We start from the raw sequence: 15,202 nt of genomic DNA, 5'->3' as shown, positions 1-15,202 counted from the left end.
AGATTTACCGACCAAAAAGAAAGCGGGCCGAAGCCCGCTCTTTTAGGTGATAACGTTACGATACTTCCGCCGCGCCCGGCAAGGCTTCAACCGGCGGGGCGGCAAAACCGCGCAGGCCAACCACATGCACATGTTCGTGGTTCTGGAAGACTTTACGCACCAGCTTGTAGGTGGTGCCTTTTTCCGGGCTGATGTTTTCCGGCGCCGCGATGATGAGCTGCATCTGCAAACGTTCGCAGAGCTCAAACAGCGTGGCGATGGAGCGGGCGTCAAGACGCGCCGCTTCGTCGAGGAACAGCAGACGGCATGGTGAAATATCTTTGCCGCGCAGACGGCTCGACTCATCCTCCCAGCTCTGCACCACCATCACCAGGATCGACATCCCGGTCCCGATCGCCTCGCCGGTCGAGAGCGCGCCGCTTTCCGCGCGCAGCCAGCCGTCTGAGCCGCGGTTAACCTCAACTTCCATCTCCAGATAGTTACGGTAGTCGAGCAGCTCTTCGCCGATGGTCTGCGCGGTGCGCTGGCCCATATCGATCTGCGGGTTCAGGCGCTGCCAGAGTTTCGCCAGCGCTTCCGAGAACGTCAGGCGGTTGCTGTTAAACAAGTCCTGATGCTGCTCGTGCTGCTCGGCGAGCACCTCCAGCAGGGTCGCATGGCTTTCACGCACGTTAACGTTCAGGCGCACGCTGTTGACCTGGCCGAACGACACGCTCTGCAGGCCCTGGTTGAGCATACGGATACGGTTCTGCTCGCGCTGAATTGTCTTGCGAATAATATTCGCCACGCTGCGGGAGCTGATGGCGAGCTTCTGTTCGCGCGAGGTGAGCTCTTCCGTCAGGCGGCCCAGCTCAATTTCCATCTGCTCAATCGCCTCGACCGGATCGTCGGTGCGGATAATATCCTGGCGGATACGCTCGCGCAGGTGCTGATAGACCGCCACGAAGAACTGGATTTTACGCTCCGGGCGTTTCGGATCTTCGGACAGGCGCAGCACGTCGCGCAGGTGCTCGTTATCCGCCACGGCCAGACGCAGCGCGCCGAGGGCTTTATCCGACATCGACCGTAGATCGTCGCCGGAGTGATACGCCAGCTCGCGGCGGTGCAGGCGGCGCTCCACGCCGTTGTCTTTCACCATCCGCATCACCGCGCACCAGCCCGCTTTCGCGCTGACCACCTGCTCGCGCATCTCGTGGTAGTTACGCTCAAGGCGCTTCAGGCTGCGGGTCAGGTTGTCCATCTCCGCTTCGCACAGCGTCAGCTGTTTCTCCAGCTGATTACGGCGCGAACGGTTGTTGCTCAGGCGCGTATGCAGCTCGTCGCGACGCTGGCGCGCGCGCTCTTCGGCCCCGGCGTCGGCGCGCACGCCGATATCCTGCAGTTCACGTTGCAGATCGCCCAGCAGCTCTTTCTTGGTGTCGAAGGAGCTTTTCAGCGACGCCAGCACCTGATGGTACTGGCTGAGCTTCGCGGCATGGGTGCGCAGCGCTTCGCGGGCGCGGGTACGCTCGCCTTCCGCCTGCTCCAGACGCTGGCGCAGCTTCTCATTGAGATCGGTGTTGCCGTTGAACATCTGCGCCGAATCGCTGTAGCTGAAGTGCGCGCGACGCTGCACCACTTCGCTCAGCGCAAAGGCCTGCTGACGGGCGTCGCGCTGGGTCTGGCGCGCCTGTTCGTAATCCTGTTTCAGCTGATCGAACTGCTCCGGGTCGCTCTGCAGTACAGACGCCACTGGTTCGAGTTTCGCCAGCGCATTGCCGTGCTGAGAAAGGAAACGCGCGGCGTCCTGAGCTTCCGCCAGGCGCTCCTGAATTTCTTCCACGCGGTCGGCCAGGCTGTCGTCTGCCAGCAGGCTCAGGCGCGGCAGCAGGCGGTTAAGCTGGGCCACGCCCTCTTTCGCCTGTTCAAACTGCACGCGCTGCTGCTGGTTGTCGTTTTCGTGCTGGCTGATGGCGCGCTCGATTTCGCTGCGGCGCGTGTTGAGCTTACGGATTTCGGCTTCCGGATCCGCCTCAAACGCCACGGCGAGATGCTGGCCGACAAACCGGCTGAACGCCTGATGCAGACGCTGCGTTTTCTGTACGTCGAAGGAGAGCGTCGCGTAGCGCTCAGACAGCGCCTCGCGCTCGGCATGCAGGCTCTCGATGCGGCTTTCGCGCGCGGCGCGGCCAAACAGCGGCACCGACGGGAAGCGAGAATAGCGCCACTGGCGCTCGGCCACTTTCACCACTACCGCTTTTTCCAGCTCTTCAACGCTGAAGACGCTGTCATCGAAGGACTGCGGATCGCCTTCGATCAGGTAGAGATCTTCCGGGCACTCTTCGAGGCCGTCGAGCAGATCGCGCACGCGCGACAAATCCGGCACCACAATCGCATGGCGCGACGGGCCGTAGAGCGCGGAGAAGTACGGCGCGTCGTCGAACGACACATCGTCATAAATTTCAGAGAGCAGCACGCCGCCGAAACGCTCCGCCAGCGCATTCAGGCGCGCGTCTTCTGCGCCGCCCGGCTGGCTTAAACGCTCAATCTCTTCGTCGACCGCCCGCTTGCGCGCGCCCACTTCGTCACGTTCAACGATGGCTTCGCGCTCGCGCTCCAGCAACTGCTGGAGATATTCGGTGACCTGCTGGCCGGACTCAAACGTCTCGCCGCTCTGCTCGCTAATCTGGTTGAGGCTGTTTTGCGCCGCAAGCCAGGCTGGCGCATGGCTGGTGAGCGTTTTAACGCGGCTCTGGATCTGCTCCAGCTCCTGGCGCAGCGTCATGCGCTGTTCGCCCGCCTGCGAGACGCTGTCGGAGAGCGCCGCGATGCGCGCTTCCAGTTCGTCGTTCAGCGCTTCGAGTTCTTCCGGATCGTACGCTTTGCCCTGACGCTTGCAGAATTCGGCCAGCAGACGTTCGGCGTCCTGCTGTTCGCGCAGGCGCTGCTCCAGCTCGGACAGACGCATACGCAGCGGCTGCACCTGTTCGGCCAGATGGCGCTGCTGGCTGGCGTCGCGCAGCAGTTCGCGCGCCACGTCCCAGGCCTCCGCGCGGCTTACCGGGCCGTTAATGCTGGCGACCAGCTGATAAGCTTGCTCGAACTGGCTGTGCGCGGTCTGCGCGACGCTCATTTTCTGCTCAAGCGATAGCAACCGTTCGGTAGCCTCCTGCTCTTTGGCCTGGAAGGTATCCAGCCATTCGTCGGCGCTGTCGGCGCTCAGATCCGGCAGGTGACACAGCTCGCGGGCGCGCTCCAGCGCGGTGAGCGCCTGCTGGTACTGAATGGCGCGGGTCTGCTGCACGTCAAGCGCCTGCTGATAGTCGGCAAGCTGGCTTTTGAGTTCATCGACTTCAAGCTCGGCGGCTTCCGCGCGAGCTTCGTTCTCTTCCTGCTGCCCGGCCGCTTCCGCCACCACTTCGCTCTGCTCTTCAAGGCGAATCTGCAGCTCTTCGAGATCGGCCTCGTAGCGCTCGATTTTCTCCTGCTGACGCAGCGCGGTCTGCACCAGATTCAGGTGATCGCTCGCCGCCTGATAGTCGGTTTCGAGATCGCCTTCGGCGCCGGCGTGCTCGGAGAGTTCGCGCGCCATATCGACATGCTTATACTGCTCGGCGGCGAGCTGCTTGCGGCTGGTGAACAGCTCGCGGCGCAGCTCCAGCGCCTGGTCGAGATGAATGCGTCGCTCATTGGCATGGCGCATGTAATCCGCCGCCACATAGTTGGTGGCTTCGGAAATCAGGTGTTTGAAGAGATCGCGGTCCGACTGGGTCACGCGGATAGCTTCCAGCGTCATGCGGTTTTCACGCAGCGCCGCTTCCATGTCCTGGAACGCTTTACGCACGCCGCCGTTTTCCGGCAGCAGGTAGTCGCGAAGCGAACGGGTGATGGCGCTGGAGATCCCGCCGTAGAGCGAGGCCTCAATCAGGCGATAATATTTGCTGCGATCGGATGCCGACCGCAGACGACGCGCCACCACGCCCAGATCGAACATCAGCGAATGATAATCGGTGATGGAGTTGAACTGCTTAAGCTGCACCCCTTCCATCGCGTCGATTTTATCTTTCAGCTCGTTCAGGCTCAGCACGCGCGCCTGACGATCGTTCAGGGTTTCCGTCAGCAGCTGTGTCGGCAGGATCGCGCTCGGCAGGCCCTGAATGGCGAACGGTTTGATATCCACTTTACGGTCGCGACCGGCGACCTGTTGCAGACGCACGCCCACCAGCACGCGCTGATGGCGCGAGTTGACGACATCCAGCACCGAATAACAGACGCCCGCTTTCAGTTTGCCGTGCAGACCTTTATCGCGCGAGCCGCTGGTGGCGCCCGCCTCGGTGGTGTTACGGAAATGCAGCAGCGTGAGGTCGGGAATCAGCGCCGTAACGAACGCCGCCATCGTGGTCGATTTCCCGGCGCCGTTACCGCCGGACAGCGTGGTGACCAGCTCGTCGAGATCAAACGTACGGGCAAAAAAGCCGTTCCAGTTGATAAGCGTTAGCGAGCGAAACTTACCGCGTTCAATCATTGTCATCCTCCGCATTATCCTGCTGGGTATCGTCGTTCTCATCATTGAGCTGCAGGTGGCTCTCCACCGGCATCGCTTCGCCGTCGCGGATCATGCGCAGCTGCGCGTCGCGCGGATCGTCGCCGGCGCGCACATCGGCGCCGAAGCGAAACACCGATTCGGTGATGCGGAATTTGCTGCTGTCATGGCCCATAAACCAGACCATGCCCAGACGGCGCAGGCGGCTTAACGATGAGCGCACTTTTTCCTGCAGCTTCTGACGATCGAGATCGGAGCCGGTCGAGCGGTTATTCACAAGCTTGAGCAGTTTAGTTTCGTCGGCCAGCGCCATCAGCTCGTCATAGAGTTCCTGCTGGGTGAAGATACCTTCGTTCGCCAGGCGCTCCGGGCTCAGGTAGAGATAACAGAGGATTTTGCCCACCATCATATCCAGCTCGGACAGCACCGAGCGCGGAATGAGCGTGGTGGAGCGTGGACGCAGATAGAAAAAGCCTTCCGGCGCGCGGATAAGCTCGACGTTATAACGGCTGTAGAACTCTTCCAGCTCGCCCTGGTAATCCATCAGGAAAGCGTGATTATCCAGCTCGTCCAGGCCAATGTGACGCCCGGCACGCAGCTGACTGTCGAGCGCCGGAAATAGCGGATTCGCGAGCGCCAGCGCCAGCTTTACTGGCATGACGTGTTCAATATTTGTCGATGACATTCGCCTGTACCTTGGCTCCATGATCATTAATGGGCTGCCATTTAGCTGGCAGGCCGGTAAAGTCCGCTTCAGCGACGCCCAGGCGCACCGCCTGGTCTACCACGATGCGCGCCACGTCAAAGTGGCGGGCTCGCGGGAACTGGGCCAGGTAATCGCGCATCACGACGCTTAGGTCGAGCGGCTGCTGACGCTCACGGTAGACGTTGAGTTGGGCCTCAATCATCGCCGCCAGTTGTTCGCGGATCTCGTTAAACTCTTCAAACTCCAGATCCGGCGGCAGTTCACCGGTCACTTCTTCATCGCGCAGCGTCATCTCTTCATCGCGCATATCGAGCAGGCGATCGGCGCTGGCGTAAGTGAGCGCCCAGGGCGCATCGAAATAGTTCTGCACCGACTGGCGCAGACGCTGGGCGAAGACGCGGTTTTTATCCATATCGATAGCGGTACGGATAAATTTATGGACGTGGCGGTCGTAGCCAATCCACAGGTCAATCGCCTGCTGGCCCCAGCTGATAATGCGGTCGAGCTTGCTTTGCAGGTCATACGTCAGACGGTCGACGAAATGAAGATCGTCGCGGCCCAGCGTCGCTTCCTGAATTTGCAGCAGGTTGGCCTGGAGCTTATCGCCCGCGGCCTCCAGCGTATCCTGCAGTTCGCGCAGCGTGCCGGAGGTTTCTGAAAGCAGCAGTTCGCAGCTGGAGATCGCCGCGCGCCAGTCTTTATTCAACAACTGGGCGATATCGTCTTTCACCAGCTGCTGCTGCTCATCCATGATGCGCTGGGTGAGATCGATACTGTCGAAAATTTCCGCAACCGAGTATTTCAGCGGCGCGTAAACGTTGCGGTGCCAGTGGAACTCGTCGCCCCCTTCCTGCGCGGCGTCCGCGGCGCGCTTAAGCTCGCTTGCCACAATGGAGAGCTGCATCGAGAGACGCAGCGTGGAGAATTCGCGCTGGCGGATATAGTAATCGGTGATGCCGATACCCAGCGGCGTCAGACGGTAAATCGCGTTGCCCTCCGCCTGCTCGCTGGTAAAGCGGTTAATCAGACGCTGGCGCACCATATCGTTGATGGCGTTGTTGGCGCGCTGGGCGACGGTTTCGGTGGATTGCTCGAAGGCGTCGCTGACGTGGCGAAACGCGTCCACCAGCTCTCCTTCGCTCATTTCGCCATCCAGCCTTTCGCCGTTCAGCGTGGCGATAGCCAGCAAAAAAGCCAGCCTGTCTACCGGAAGCTGGATCGAAAAGTCGTTTTTCCTGGCCCAGGCAACCAGTTCAGGGACTGTCTGGGAAATAGTACTCATAGTTTATCCTTGGATCTCCGGCTTAAACGCAGTGACATGGATGTATCGGCCCAGGCTCACCCAGGGCTCCTGTCGGCAGTAACGCGTTTCAAGCTCAAGCAGCGTCTCATACTCGTCGCGCTGCTGATGTTTTTCACGCAGATAGTCATGAAATACCCGCACGCCGGTTTTGCTGTGGATCCGCCAGCCCATCTCTTCAAGCCAGCGGTAGACCTGCTGCGGCTCGCGCGGGTAGTCCGGCGAAAGGGTGCGTTTTTTCTTTTTGGGCATCCCCTGCTGCACATAGGCGAAATTACCCGCCACCATGTTATGCATCAGAAGGCCATTGGCGTTGTAGAACATCAGCGAGAGCGCGCCGCCCGGCGCCAGACATTGCCATAAATGGCGCAGCGCCGCCTGCGGATCGGCCACCCATTCCAGCACAGCGTGAAACAATATCAGATCAACCGGGCTTTCCAAATGCTGACCTGCCTCCTGCGCGGCGCATTGTACAAAATGCATGTTGCCGCTCACACCTTTCTCCTGCGCCGCTTTACTGGCGCGGGCTATCATTTCCGCGGAGAGATCGCACAGCACCACCTGATGACCCCGCTCCGCGATGCGGCACGCGGTTTGGCCTTCCCCGCCGCCAGCATCCAGCACGCGCAGCGGGCGGTCAGGCAACAGGCTTAACAACGCGTCGAGATCCTGCCAGAGGATAGCCTGACGCAACTGGCCTTTTGTTGTACCGTAAATGTTGCGCGCAAACTTTTCGGCGATGTCGTCAAAATTGCGATCCCGCATGGGCACACTCTCCAGGTGATAAGCGCATCCGGCAAAACCGCTATTTTGTCACAGCCGGAGGGAGAATGAACCCATCTCGCGTAAGATAGGCCGCGTTTACCTGCCGTATGGTTAAAAAAGGACCCATAACCGATGCTTTTTATTCTGAAAAAACTCACCGGCACGCTGCTGCTGCCGCTGCCGTTTCTGCTGCTGATGATGGGCATCGCGCTTGCGCTGCTGTGGTTCACGCGATTTAAGAAAAGCGGCAAGGTTTTAATGACCGCCAGCTGGCTGGTATTGCTGCTGTTAAGCCTGCAACCGGTGGCGGATGGCCTGCTGAAACCCGTAGAAGATGACTACCCGACCTGGAACGGCCAGAGAGCGGATTACATCGTGGTGCTGGGCGGCGGTTATACGTGGAATGACAAATGGGCGCCGAGCTCAAATCTGGTCAATAACAGCCTGCCGCGCGTAACCGAAGGCGTGCGTCTGTGGCTGGCGAATCCTGGCGCGAAAATGGTCTTTACCGGCGCGCGCGCCACGACTAATCCGGTCAGCACAGCGGAAGCGGGCGCCCGCGTGGCCGAAAGCTTAGGCGTGCCGCGCAGCGATATCATCACGCTCGATACGCCGAAAGATACCGAAGAAGAAGCCGCGGCGGTCGCCGCGGCGCTCGGCAAACAGCCGTTTTTACTGGTGACGTCGGCGTCGCATCTGCCGCGCGCGATGATTTTCTTTAAGCGTCAGGGGCTGAACCCGATCCCGGCGCCCGCCAACCAGATGGCGATCGACTCGCCGCTGAATCCGTGGGAGCGCGTGTATCCCTCCTCGCTGTGGCTGATGCACAGCGAACGCGCCGGCTATGAACTGCTCGGCCGCGCCTGGCAGTGGGTTAAGGGCGTGGGCTCAGGCGACCCAGGGCAGAAGTGATTCCGACGCCGTGGTAAACGCGGCGCGGTTCATTTTCCCGGTTTGTAAAAGCTGCGCCACTTCATCCCACAGCACATAGAGCCAGCGGCGCCAGAGGAACGATTCCGCCACCGGCGCGCGCTGGATGTACCGCCAGAAGAGGCTTTCGGCAAGCGGCGTGTCGAACAGGCGGAAAAGCTCATACTCGCGCGGCGCCCACAGCACAATACCGGGGTTGACCATCGCCAGCAGCTGATCGCTGCGCGCATCTTTCAGCATACTGCGCAGGTTAAAGTTGCCGTGGATCAGCACGCAGTTGTCATTAAACCCGGCGAACATCTCTTCCAGGCATTCACGGGTGCGAAACAGCATCCGTTTGTCCTGCATCGTCAGGCCGGTATTCTGATACTGATTGAGCGTGCTCCAGAGCACTTCGACACGCTGGCGATACCAGTGCGGCCAGAGATTCTCCTGGGTGCTGTCGACGCTGCCCACGCAGCCGTGGCTGTCAACGCGATGCCAGCTCAGCAACGCTTCGATTATCTGATCCTGAAGCTGTTCCCAGCGCTGCGGCGTGCGGGCGGGCGCTTCTACCGGAACGCCCCGCAGGCGCTCCATCAGCAGCACATCCGGCCCAGGATGCTCCTCGTGGGTCATCACCCCGTATACCACCGGCAGTCGCACCGTGCCGTAACGCGCCAGTATCGACATTTTCCCGGCCTGCTGCTGCGCAAGCCCCGGCGAGGTGAAACTCCGCGCCAGCAACGGCATCGGATTGCCGTGGCTGTCGTAGAGCGACCAGAGCGCCGTATCCGCTTTTTCGCTGATGCATTCAAGCCGACTGAGTTTTTCACCTAACAGATGACTGAGTTCCGCACGCAGTTGCTCCATTTGCCGTTACCCTTATAAACGCTACTGTTTTTATAATGGGCGTCCTTGCGGCAGATGTCATCTGTTGAGATCAATTCCTCGCCAGTTTGCATTAACGATAAAGCGGCAGATTGCCCGTCAGACGGGCTATCAGTTTTTTAGGGCCGACGAGCGCCAGCGCCGCCAGCTCGGTCTCCGCGCTGCTGGCGCCCGCCAGCCGCCGTTCATACTCCTCCCAGGTTTTGCACGATTGCGCCAGCGCGCTGAAGGGCAATACCAGGATCTGCGGATCGTTCTGCGCGGCGCTAAACAGGCTTAACAGCGTGTTGCCCTCGCCGAGCAGCACCGGCAGCGGCGCGCGGATCACGCCCGGATAGGTGACGCCGTCCAGGCTTAACAGATCGGGCCCGACTAATCCTTCCACCTGCCTTCCAAGACAAACGCCCAGTACGCTCGCGGCGTTCATGGCAAGCCCTGGCGTGAGCGCGCGATCGACGACGATGGTGCATTTATGCAGGCTGGTATCGAATTGCATGTTTTTCTCCCTGTCAGTTGATGCAGTAAGTCTGCCCGACAACGGCGGAGAAAAATGACCTTTCTTGCACCACAATGCGCGGTAAAAGGGTAAAATTACCCTTTAAAACCCTAAATGAGAAAAATAATGTCTTATGATACGCTGACGTCCGCTGATATCACCCTGCTGACGCTGTTGCAGCAGGATGCGCGAACCACTAATCAGGCTCTGGCGGAGGCCGTTAATCTCTCGCCCTCGCCCTGCTGGCGTAAAGTGAAAAAGCTGGAAGAAGATAAAGTGATCCTCGGCTATCACGCCGCGCTGGACCGCCGCAAAATCGGGCTTGGCGTGATGGTTTTCGTGCGCGTCAGTATCGACAGCCACAGTGAAGCCCAGGCGCGGCGCTTTGAACAAGAGGTAATGGAGCTGGAAAACGTGGTGGCCTGTTACAGCATTGGCGGGGACGCCGACTTCCTGTTGCAGGTGGTGTCGCGCGATCTCGACGCCTATGCGGAGTTCGCCATGTCGGTGCTGCGCCGCCTGCCGGGCATTAAAGAGATGCAGAGTATGTTCGTGCTAAAAGAGATCAAACCGTTCCAGACGCTGCCGGTGAGCTCGCCTGCCGGGCGCCATTAAAAAACCGGCCTGGGCCGGTTTTCTGTTAACGCATTTCGGCGCGTACGCGCTCAAGATCGTCGGGCGTATCCACGCCGGTGCCAGGCACCACGGCGGCAACGGCCACATGGATTTTCTCGCCGTGCCACAGAACGCGCAACTGCTCCAGCATTTCAATCTGCTCAAGCGGGCTGGCGGGCCAGGTGACATAGCGGCGGATAAACCCGGCGCGGTAGCCATAGATGCCGATATGGCGCAGGAAGCTGTCGCCGATAGTATCGCGCGACTGCGCGAAACGGTCGCGATCCCAGGGGATCGTGGCGCGTGAGAAGTAGAGCGCGTAACCCTGCGCATCCATTACCACTTTCACGGCGTTCGGGTTGAACGCTTCCTGGGCGTCATGGACCGGCACCGCCAGCGTCGCCATTCCTGCCTGGGCGCCCGCCAGGTTTTCCGCCACCTGACGAATAATCGCCGGCGGGATCATCGGCTCGTCGCCCTGAACGTTGACAATCACCGTGTCGTCATCGAAACCGCACTTCTCCACAACTTCCGCCAGACGTTCCGTACCGGACTGATGATCGGCGCGGGTCATGCAGACCTCGCCGCCTGCCGCTTCAATCGCGCGGGCGACGTCCGGGTGATCGGTTGCCACGATGATGCGCGCCGCCCCCGATTCACGCGCGCGCTCCAGCACATGCACGATCATCGGCTTGCCGTTGATATCGACCAGCGGTTTGCCCGGCAGACGCGTCGACGCGTAGCGGGCCGGAATAATGACCACGAAACTCATGGGTTAGTCTCTTCGGCAGCAAGCGAGCGGGCTTCCGTTTCCAGCAGCACCGGAATGCCGTCGCGCAGCGGGAAAGCGAGACGGTCGGCCTTGCAGATAAGCTCCTGCTTTTCCTGATTGAAGTAGAGTTTGCCGTTGCAAACCGGACAGGCGATGATTTCGAGTAAACGATGATCCATGGTTCCTCCTGATGGACCGGTGGTATTAATCTTTTGAGGATATCACATGCGTTTCCGGCGCGGGGTCAATTTCCCAGCCTTCGCCCCACGCCTGCGCAAGCGGGCCGGGCAACTGGCGGAAAACCACCCGCCTTGCGCCCTGCCAGGCGGCGAAATCGCCAATAGCCTGCCGCAGACCGGCGATAACCCCTGCTGTGAACGAGACGCCCTCTTCTGCGTACAGCGCCATGATCTCCAGAACGCCTTGCCGGCGGTGCATTTTGGCATCCATCCTTCCCGCCAGCGCGCCTTTGTGCAATAACGGCAGAACGAAATAGCCATATTTGCGCTTTGGCGCTGGCGTGTAACATTCAAGGCGATAGGAGAAGTTAAAGAGCTCTTCCGCGCGGCGGCGATCCCAGACCACCGGGTCGAATGGCGAAAGGACCGCGCTGTGGGTGGCGGTGAGTTTGCCTGCCACGGCCTGCTCCAGCAGCGGCGCGAGTTCATGATGCAGCCACATCGGCCCGAGCGTCTCAACCTCAACTGGCACCACAAATCCTTCATCCTGCCACGCCTGCAGTAGCGGCCCGATGGCGACATGGCGCAGCCGGTAGTAATCGGCAAGCCAGGCGCTGCGAAAGATCCCCAGACTGCGGGCGCTGTTGGCGAGCATCTGCCCCTCAGCCTGCGCCTGGTCAATCAGATGCAGGCTGTCGTCCCAGTCGGGCAAAACCCTGGTGGTGAGATCGTAGACGCGCTGAAAGTTGCGCCGCTCCACCACCATCACCTGCCCTGCGGTAAACAGCCCTTCGAGATGTTTTTTATGGGGCTTCCATTCCCACCAGCCGCTGGCGCCTTTACGCGGATGCTCAAAATCCGCCGAACGTACCGGGCCGTTACGCTCGATAAACGCCATCAGTTCGCCGATTTCCTGCGCGTGTTCTTCCATCCACGCGGCCCGGTATTTCCAGCCCATCTTTTCAGGGCTGAGCATACGGTGGCGAAAGAGCGGGAAATCGCTGCGCGGCAGAAAACAGGCTTCGTGCGCCCAGTACTCCATCAGTTCGCAGCGGGCCAGCGCCTCATCAAGCCAGCGCCCCGGATAGCTGCCGAGACGGCTGAAAAGCACCAGATACGGACTGCGGGCCACGATATTGATCGTGTCGATTTGCAGGAGAGACATGCGAGTGATGGTGCTAAGAATATCGGCAGGACGCGCGCGCCGCGTCGGCTTTTTCAGCAGCCCCTGCGCGGCAAGGTGAAGGTGGCGCGCCGCGCGCAACGAAAGATGCACTCCAGACATATCCGCTCCCGTCCGCTATGGCTGGCGCACCTGCTTAACGCACCAGCGCGAGAATTTCCTTCAGTAATTGATCGGCTTGCGGCTGCGCAAGCGTCGCGTCGACCGGCAGATACCACCAGTCGTCATGGGCGAAGGCGCGACATTTCACCGCGTCTTTTTCCGTCATCAGCAGAGTCTGGCCTTCGCGCATCAGCGCCAGCACATCGGCTTCGCGCAATGCCTGATGATCGGCAAGACTTACCGTTTTTACCGGCGTCAGGCCGCATTTCTCAAGCGTGGCGAAAAAGCGCGGCGGATGACCGATGCCTGCCATCGCGACCACATTCTCCAGCGTGTTGACTGCACGCCTTTCGCCGCTGCGCAGATTAACCGCGAGCCCTGGCTGTAACTGCATGGCAATTTCGCCAGGCCGCGCCTCTCCGCCGTTCGTAATGACGGCATCGACCTGCTTAAGCCTGGATGCGCGCTCGCGCATCGGGCCTGCCGGGAGCCACCAGCCGTTGCCGAAACGGCGCACGCCATCGATCACGACAATTTCTTTATCCCGCGCCAGCGCGTAGTGCTGCAGACCGTCATCGGTAATGATGATTTGTGGGCCAGCATGATCAATCAGCGCCTGAACCGCTTGCGCGCGGTTCGCCGAGACCGCGACGGGCGCGCCGGTACGCTGGTAAATAAGCACCGGCTCGTCGCCCGCCTCCGCGGGGGTAGTGGCGTCGCTAAGCACGAGCGGATAATGCGCCGCTTTCCCGCCGTAACCGCGCGACACCACGCCGGCGCGCACGCCCCGCTGGTGCAGTTGCTCAACCAGCCAGACCACGACCGGCGTTTTCCCGTTACCGCCTGCGGTAAGATTCCCCACCACGACCACGGGTACCGGCGCGCGCCAGGCTTTACGTAAGCCCAGTTGATAGCTCAGTCGGACAGCGCCGCTGACCAGGCCGTACAGCCAGGAGAGCGGCAGCAGGAGCACCCATAATGGCGAACGGCCGGACCAGATGCGCTCAATCATTGACCAAACTGCATCTTATGAAGCTGCGCATAGACGCCATGCTGTTCCAGAAGTTCAGCATGATTGCCGCGCTCCACGATGCGTCCATCTTCGATAACCACAATTTCGTCCGCCTGCTCGATAGTGGAGAGACGATGCGCGATAACCAGCGACGTGCGGTTCTTTTGCAGTTCATCCAGCGCCGCCTGGATAGCGCGTTCTGACTCGGTATCCAGCGCCGAAGTCGCCTCATCAAGGATAAGGATCGGGCTGTCGCGCAGCAGCGCGCGGGCAATCGCGATACGCTGACGCTGCCCGCCGGAAAGCAGTACGCCGTTTTCGCCAATGACCGTATCCAGGCCGTTATCCATCTTATTGATAAAGTCCATCGCATAAGCCATACGGGCGGCTTTCTCGATCGCTTCACGGCTGTAGACATCCGTGCGCGCGTACGCAATGTTGTTCGCGATCGTGTCATTAAACAGATGCACGTTCTGGGAGACGAGCGCGACCTGGTTACGCAGCGATGAGAGCGTGTATTCGCGCAGATCGTGGCCGTCCAGCAGGATCTCGCCGCTGTCGATATCGTAAAAGCGCGTGATAAGGCTTGCGAGCGTCGATTTGCCGGAACCCGAACGCCCCACCAGCGCGACCGTCTTCCCGGCAGGGATAGACAGGTTGATATCGCGCAGCGCCGGAATTTCACGGCCCGGATAAGTGAAGGTGACATCACGGAATTCGAGATTTCCCTGGGCGCGCTCAACAACACGCGTGCCTTCATCTTTCTCCTGCTCGCTGTCCAGAATAGCGAACAGAGTCTGACAAGCCGCCATCCCGCGCTGGAACTGCGCGTTTACGTTAGTGAGCGATTTCAGCGGGCGCATCAGCGCAATCATGGAGGAGAATACGACGGTGATAGTGCCTGCCGTCAGGGTTTGCATGACGCTCGGGAAGCTTGCCGCGTACAGCACAAACGCCAGCGCCAGAGACGCAATCAGCTGAATAATCGGGTCGGAAATGGATGAGGCCGAGACCATTTTCATGCCCTGCAGACGCATCTTGTTGCTGACTTTCGCGAAGCGTTCGCCCTCAACCTCCTGACCGCCAAAAATGAGCACTTCTTTATGGCCTTTAAGCATCTGCTCGGCGCTGGTCGTCACCTGCCCCATGGTGTTCTGCATGTTTTTACTGATGCTGCGAAAGCGTTTCGACACGACGCGGATCGCAATCGACACGATGGGCGCCAGTACTATCAGAATCAGCGAAAGCTGCCAGCTGTAGTAAAACATCATGATGAACAGACCGATGATCGACGCCCCTTCACGCACGACGGTAATGAGCGCGCTGGAAGAGGACGACGCGACCTGCTCGGAATCGTAGGTAATACGGGAGAGCAGCGTACCAGTCGATTGTTTATCAAAGAAAGAGACAGGCATCCCCATCATATGATTAAACAAGCGGCGGCGCATCGTCATGACGACTTTCCCGGAAACCCAGGAGATGCAATAACTGGAAACGTAGCTGGTGATACCACGAAGCACCATCAGCCCGATGACCACCAGCGGCATCCATAGCAGCACTGAGCGGTCGGTTTTACCGAAACCATCATCCAGTAACGGTTTAAGTAGCGATAGCATATAGGTATCGCTGGCTGCGTTGAGTATTAACGCTACCCCAGCCACAATCAGACCCGTTTTAAAGGGCGCAATCACCGGCCAGAGTCGGCGGAAGGTCTGCCACGTGGAGAGATCTTTATCGTTATGCATTCAAA

13 protein-coding genes are annotated in these 15,202 nt (G+C 60.0%); 2 read left to right on the top strand and 11 right to left on the bottom strand.

What is annotated here, in order from left to right:
* Positions 1–55 precede the first annotated feature (55 nt).
* From mukB to cmoM, 4 genes are read right to left on the bottom strand one after another with little or no spacing between them, the layout of a single operon-like run.
* Positions 56–4,504: a chromosome partition protein MukB gene (gene mukB, locus AFK65_RS07075; protein ID WP_038857576.1), complete on the bottom strand. Its 4,449-nt coding sequence runs from the start codon at positions 4,502–4,504 to the stop codon at positions 56–58.
* Entirely contained in the window at positions 4,497–5,207 is a 711-nt protein-coding gene (mukE, locus tag AFK65_RS07070; protein ID WP_071602539.1) for a chromosome partition protein MukE, read from the bottom strand. Before mukE ends, mukB begins: the two co-directional genes overlap by 8 nt.
* Positions 5,188–6,510: a chromosome partition protein MukF gene (gene mukF, locus AFK65_RS07065; protein ID WP_007707516.1), complete on the bottom strand. Its 1,323-nt coding sequence runs from the start codon at positions 6,508–6,510 to the stop codon at positions 5,188–5,190. The genes mukE and mukF overlap by 20 nt, the downstream gene beginning before the upstream one ends.
* Positions 6,511–6,513: 3 nt before the next feature.
* Positions 6,514–7,293, bottom strand: coding sequence for a tRNA uridine 5-oxyacetic acid(34) methyltransferase CmoM (cmoM, locus tag AFK65_RS07060; protein WP_007707513.1), 780 nt, complete (start codon positions 7,291–7,293; stop codon positions 6,514–6,516).
* Between the two features lie 132 nt (positions 7,294–7,425).
* Between cmoM and elyC the strand changes: the two genes are divergently transcribed.
* On the top strand, positions 7,426–8,205 hold the full coding sequence (gene elyC / locus AFK65_RS07055; RefSeq protein WP_038857578.1) for an envelope biogenesis factor ElyC: 780 nt from the start codon (positions 7,426–7,428) through the stop codon (positions 8,203–8,205).
* Here elyC and AFK65_RS07050 read toward each other — a convergent pair.
* Entirely contained in the window at positions 8,182–9,075 is an 894-nt protein-coding gene (locus AFK65_RS07050) for a YcbJ family phosphotransferase (RefSeq protein ID WP_007707508.1), read from the bottom strand. The two genes, elyC and AFK65_RS07050, sit on opposite strands and share 24 nt — an antisense overlap.
* 91 nt (positions 9,076–9,166) lie before the next feature.
* Complete coding sequence (locus tag AFK65_RS07045; RefSeq protein ID WP_007707504.1) at positions 9,167–9,589, bottom strand: DUF2000 domain-containing protein; 423 nt, start codon at positions 9,587–9,589, stop codon at positions 9,167–9,169.
* Positions 9,590–9,715: 126 nt separating this feature from the next.
* Between AFK65_RS07045 and AFK65_RS07040 the strand changes: the two genes are divergently transcribed.
* Positions 9,716–10,204, top strand: coding sequence for an Lrp/AsnC family transcriptional regulator (locus AFK65_RS07040; RefSeq protein WP_007707501.1), 489 nt, complete (start codon positions 9,716–9,718; stop codon positions 10,202–10,204).
* 25 nt (positions 10,205–10,229) lie between these two features.
* Here the strand turns inward: AFK65_RS07040 and kdsB are convergent, their stop codons facing one another.
* From kdsB to msbA, 5 genes are read right to left on the bottom strand one after another with little or no spacing between them, the layout of a single operon-like run.
* The gene (kdsB, locus tag AFK65_RS07035; RefSeq protein ID WP_038857580.1) at positions 10,230–10,976 is read right to left on the bottom strand and encodes a 3-deoxy-manno-octulosonate cytidylyltransferase; all 747 of its coding nucleotides are present in this window, start codon (positions 10,974–10,976) and stop codon (positions 10,230–10,232) included.
* Positions 10,973–11,155: a protein YcaR gene (gene ycaR, locus AFK65_RS07030; RefSeq protein ID WP_007707496.1), complete on the bottom strand. Its 183-nt coding sequence runs from the start codon at positions 11,153–11,155 to the stop codon at positions 10,973–10,975. The genes kdsB and ycaR overlap by 4 nt, the downstream gene beginning before the upstream one ends.
* Before the next feature lie 25 nt (positions 11,156–11,180).
* Positions 11,181–12,440, bottom strand: coding sequence for a winged helix-turn-helix domain-containing protein (locus AFK65_RS07025; RefSeq protein ID WP_032804461.1), 1,260 nt, complete (start codon positions 12,438–12,440; stop codon positions 11,181–11,183).
* Positions 12,441–12,474: 34 nt separating this feature from the next.
* Positions 12,475–13,452 (bottom strand): tetraacyldisaccharide 4'-kinase, encoded by a 978-nt coding sequence (gene lpxK, locus AFK65_RS07020; protein ID WP_038857583.1) that lies wholly within the window; start codon positions 13,450–13,452, stop codon positions 12,475–12,477.
* Positions 13,449–15,197 carry a lipid A ABC transporter ATP-binding protein/permease MsbA gene (gene msbA / locus AFK65_RS07015; protein ID WP_007707486.1) on the bottom strand — a complete coding sequence of 583 codons (1,749 nt, stop codon included), beginning with the start codon at positions 15,195–15,197 and terminating at the stop codon, positions 13,449–13,451. The genes lpxK and msbA overlap by 4 nt, the downstream gene beginning before the upstream one ends.
* Between the last annotated feature and the right edge of the window lie 5 nt (positions 15,198–15,202).

It is taken from the genome of Cronobacter universalis NCTC 9529, assembly GCF_001277175.1.
Lineage (GTDB): Bacteria > Pseudomonadota > Gammaproteobacteria > Enterobacterales > Enterobacteriaceae > Cronobacter > Cronobacter universalis.
This window is presented reverse-complemented; position numbering and strand designations above follow the sequence as displayed.

Excerpts from the sequence above, each read along its gene's own strand:
- AFK65_RS07045 (WP_007707504.1), bottom strand. The coding sequence starts at position 9,589 with ATGCAATTCGATACCAGCCTGCATAAATGCACCATCGTCGTCGATCGC.
- mukB (WP_038857576.1), bottom strand. The coding sequence starts at position 4,504 with ATGATTGAACGCGGTAAGTTTCGCTCGCTAACGCTTATCAACTGGAAC.
- cmoM (WP_007707513.1), bottom strand. The coding sequence starts at position 7,293 with ATGCGGGATCGCAATTTTGACGACATCGCCGAAAAGTTTGCGCGCAAC.
- AFK65_RS07050 (WP_007707508.1), bottom strand. The coding sequence starts at position 9,075 with ATGGAGCAACTGCGTGCGGAACTCAGTCATCTGTTAGGTGAAAAACTC.
- elyC (WP_038857578.1), top strand. The coding sequence starts at position 7,426 with ATGCTTTTTATTCTGAAAAAACTCACCGGCACGCTGCTGCTGCCGCTG.
- lpxK (WP_038857583.1), bottom strand. The coding sequence starts at position 13,452 with ATGATTGAGCGCATCTGGTCCGGCCGTTCGCCATTATGGGTGCTCCTG.
- AFK65_RS07025 (WP_032804461.1), bottom strand. The coding sequence starts at position 12,440 with ATGTCTGGAGTGCATCTTTCGTTGCGCGCGGCGCGCCACCTTCACCTT.
- mukF (WP_007707516.1), bottom strand. The coding sequence starts at position 6,510 with ATGAGTACTATTTCCCAGACAGTCCCTGAACTGGTTGCCTGGGCCAGG.
- msbA (WP_007707486.1), bottom strand. The coding sequence starts at position 15,197 with ATGCATAACGATAAAGATCTCTCCACGTGGCAGACCTTCCGCCGACTC.
- ycaR (WP_007707496.1), bottom strand. The coding sequence starts at position 11,155 with ATGGATCATCGTTTACTCGAAATCATCGCCTGTCCGGTTTGCAACGGC.
- mukE (WP_071602539.1), bottom strand. The coding sequence starts at position 5,207 with ATGTCATCGACAAATATTGAACACGTCATGCCAGTAAAGCTGGCGCTG.
- kdsB (WP_038857580.1), bottom strand. The coding sequence starts at position 10,976 with ATGAGTTTCGTGGTCATTATTCCGGCCCGCTACGCGTCGACGCGTCTG.
- AFK65_RS07040 (WP_007707501.1), top strand. The coding sequence starts at position 9,716 with ATGTCTTATGATACGCTGACGTCCGCTGATATCACCCTGCTGACGCTG.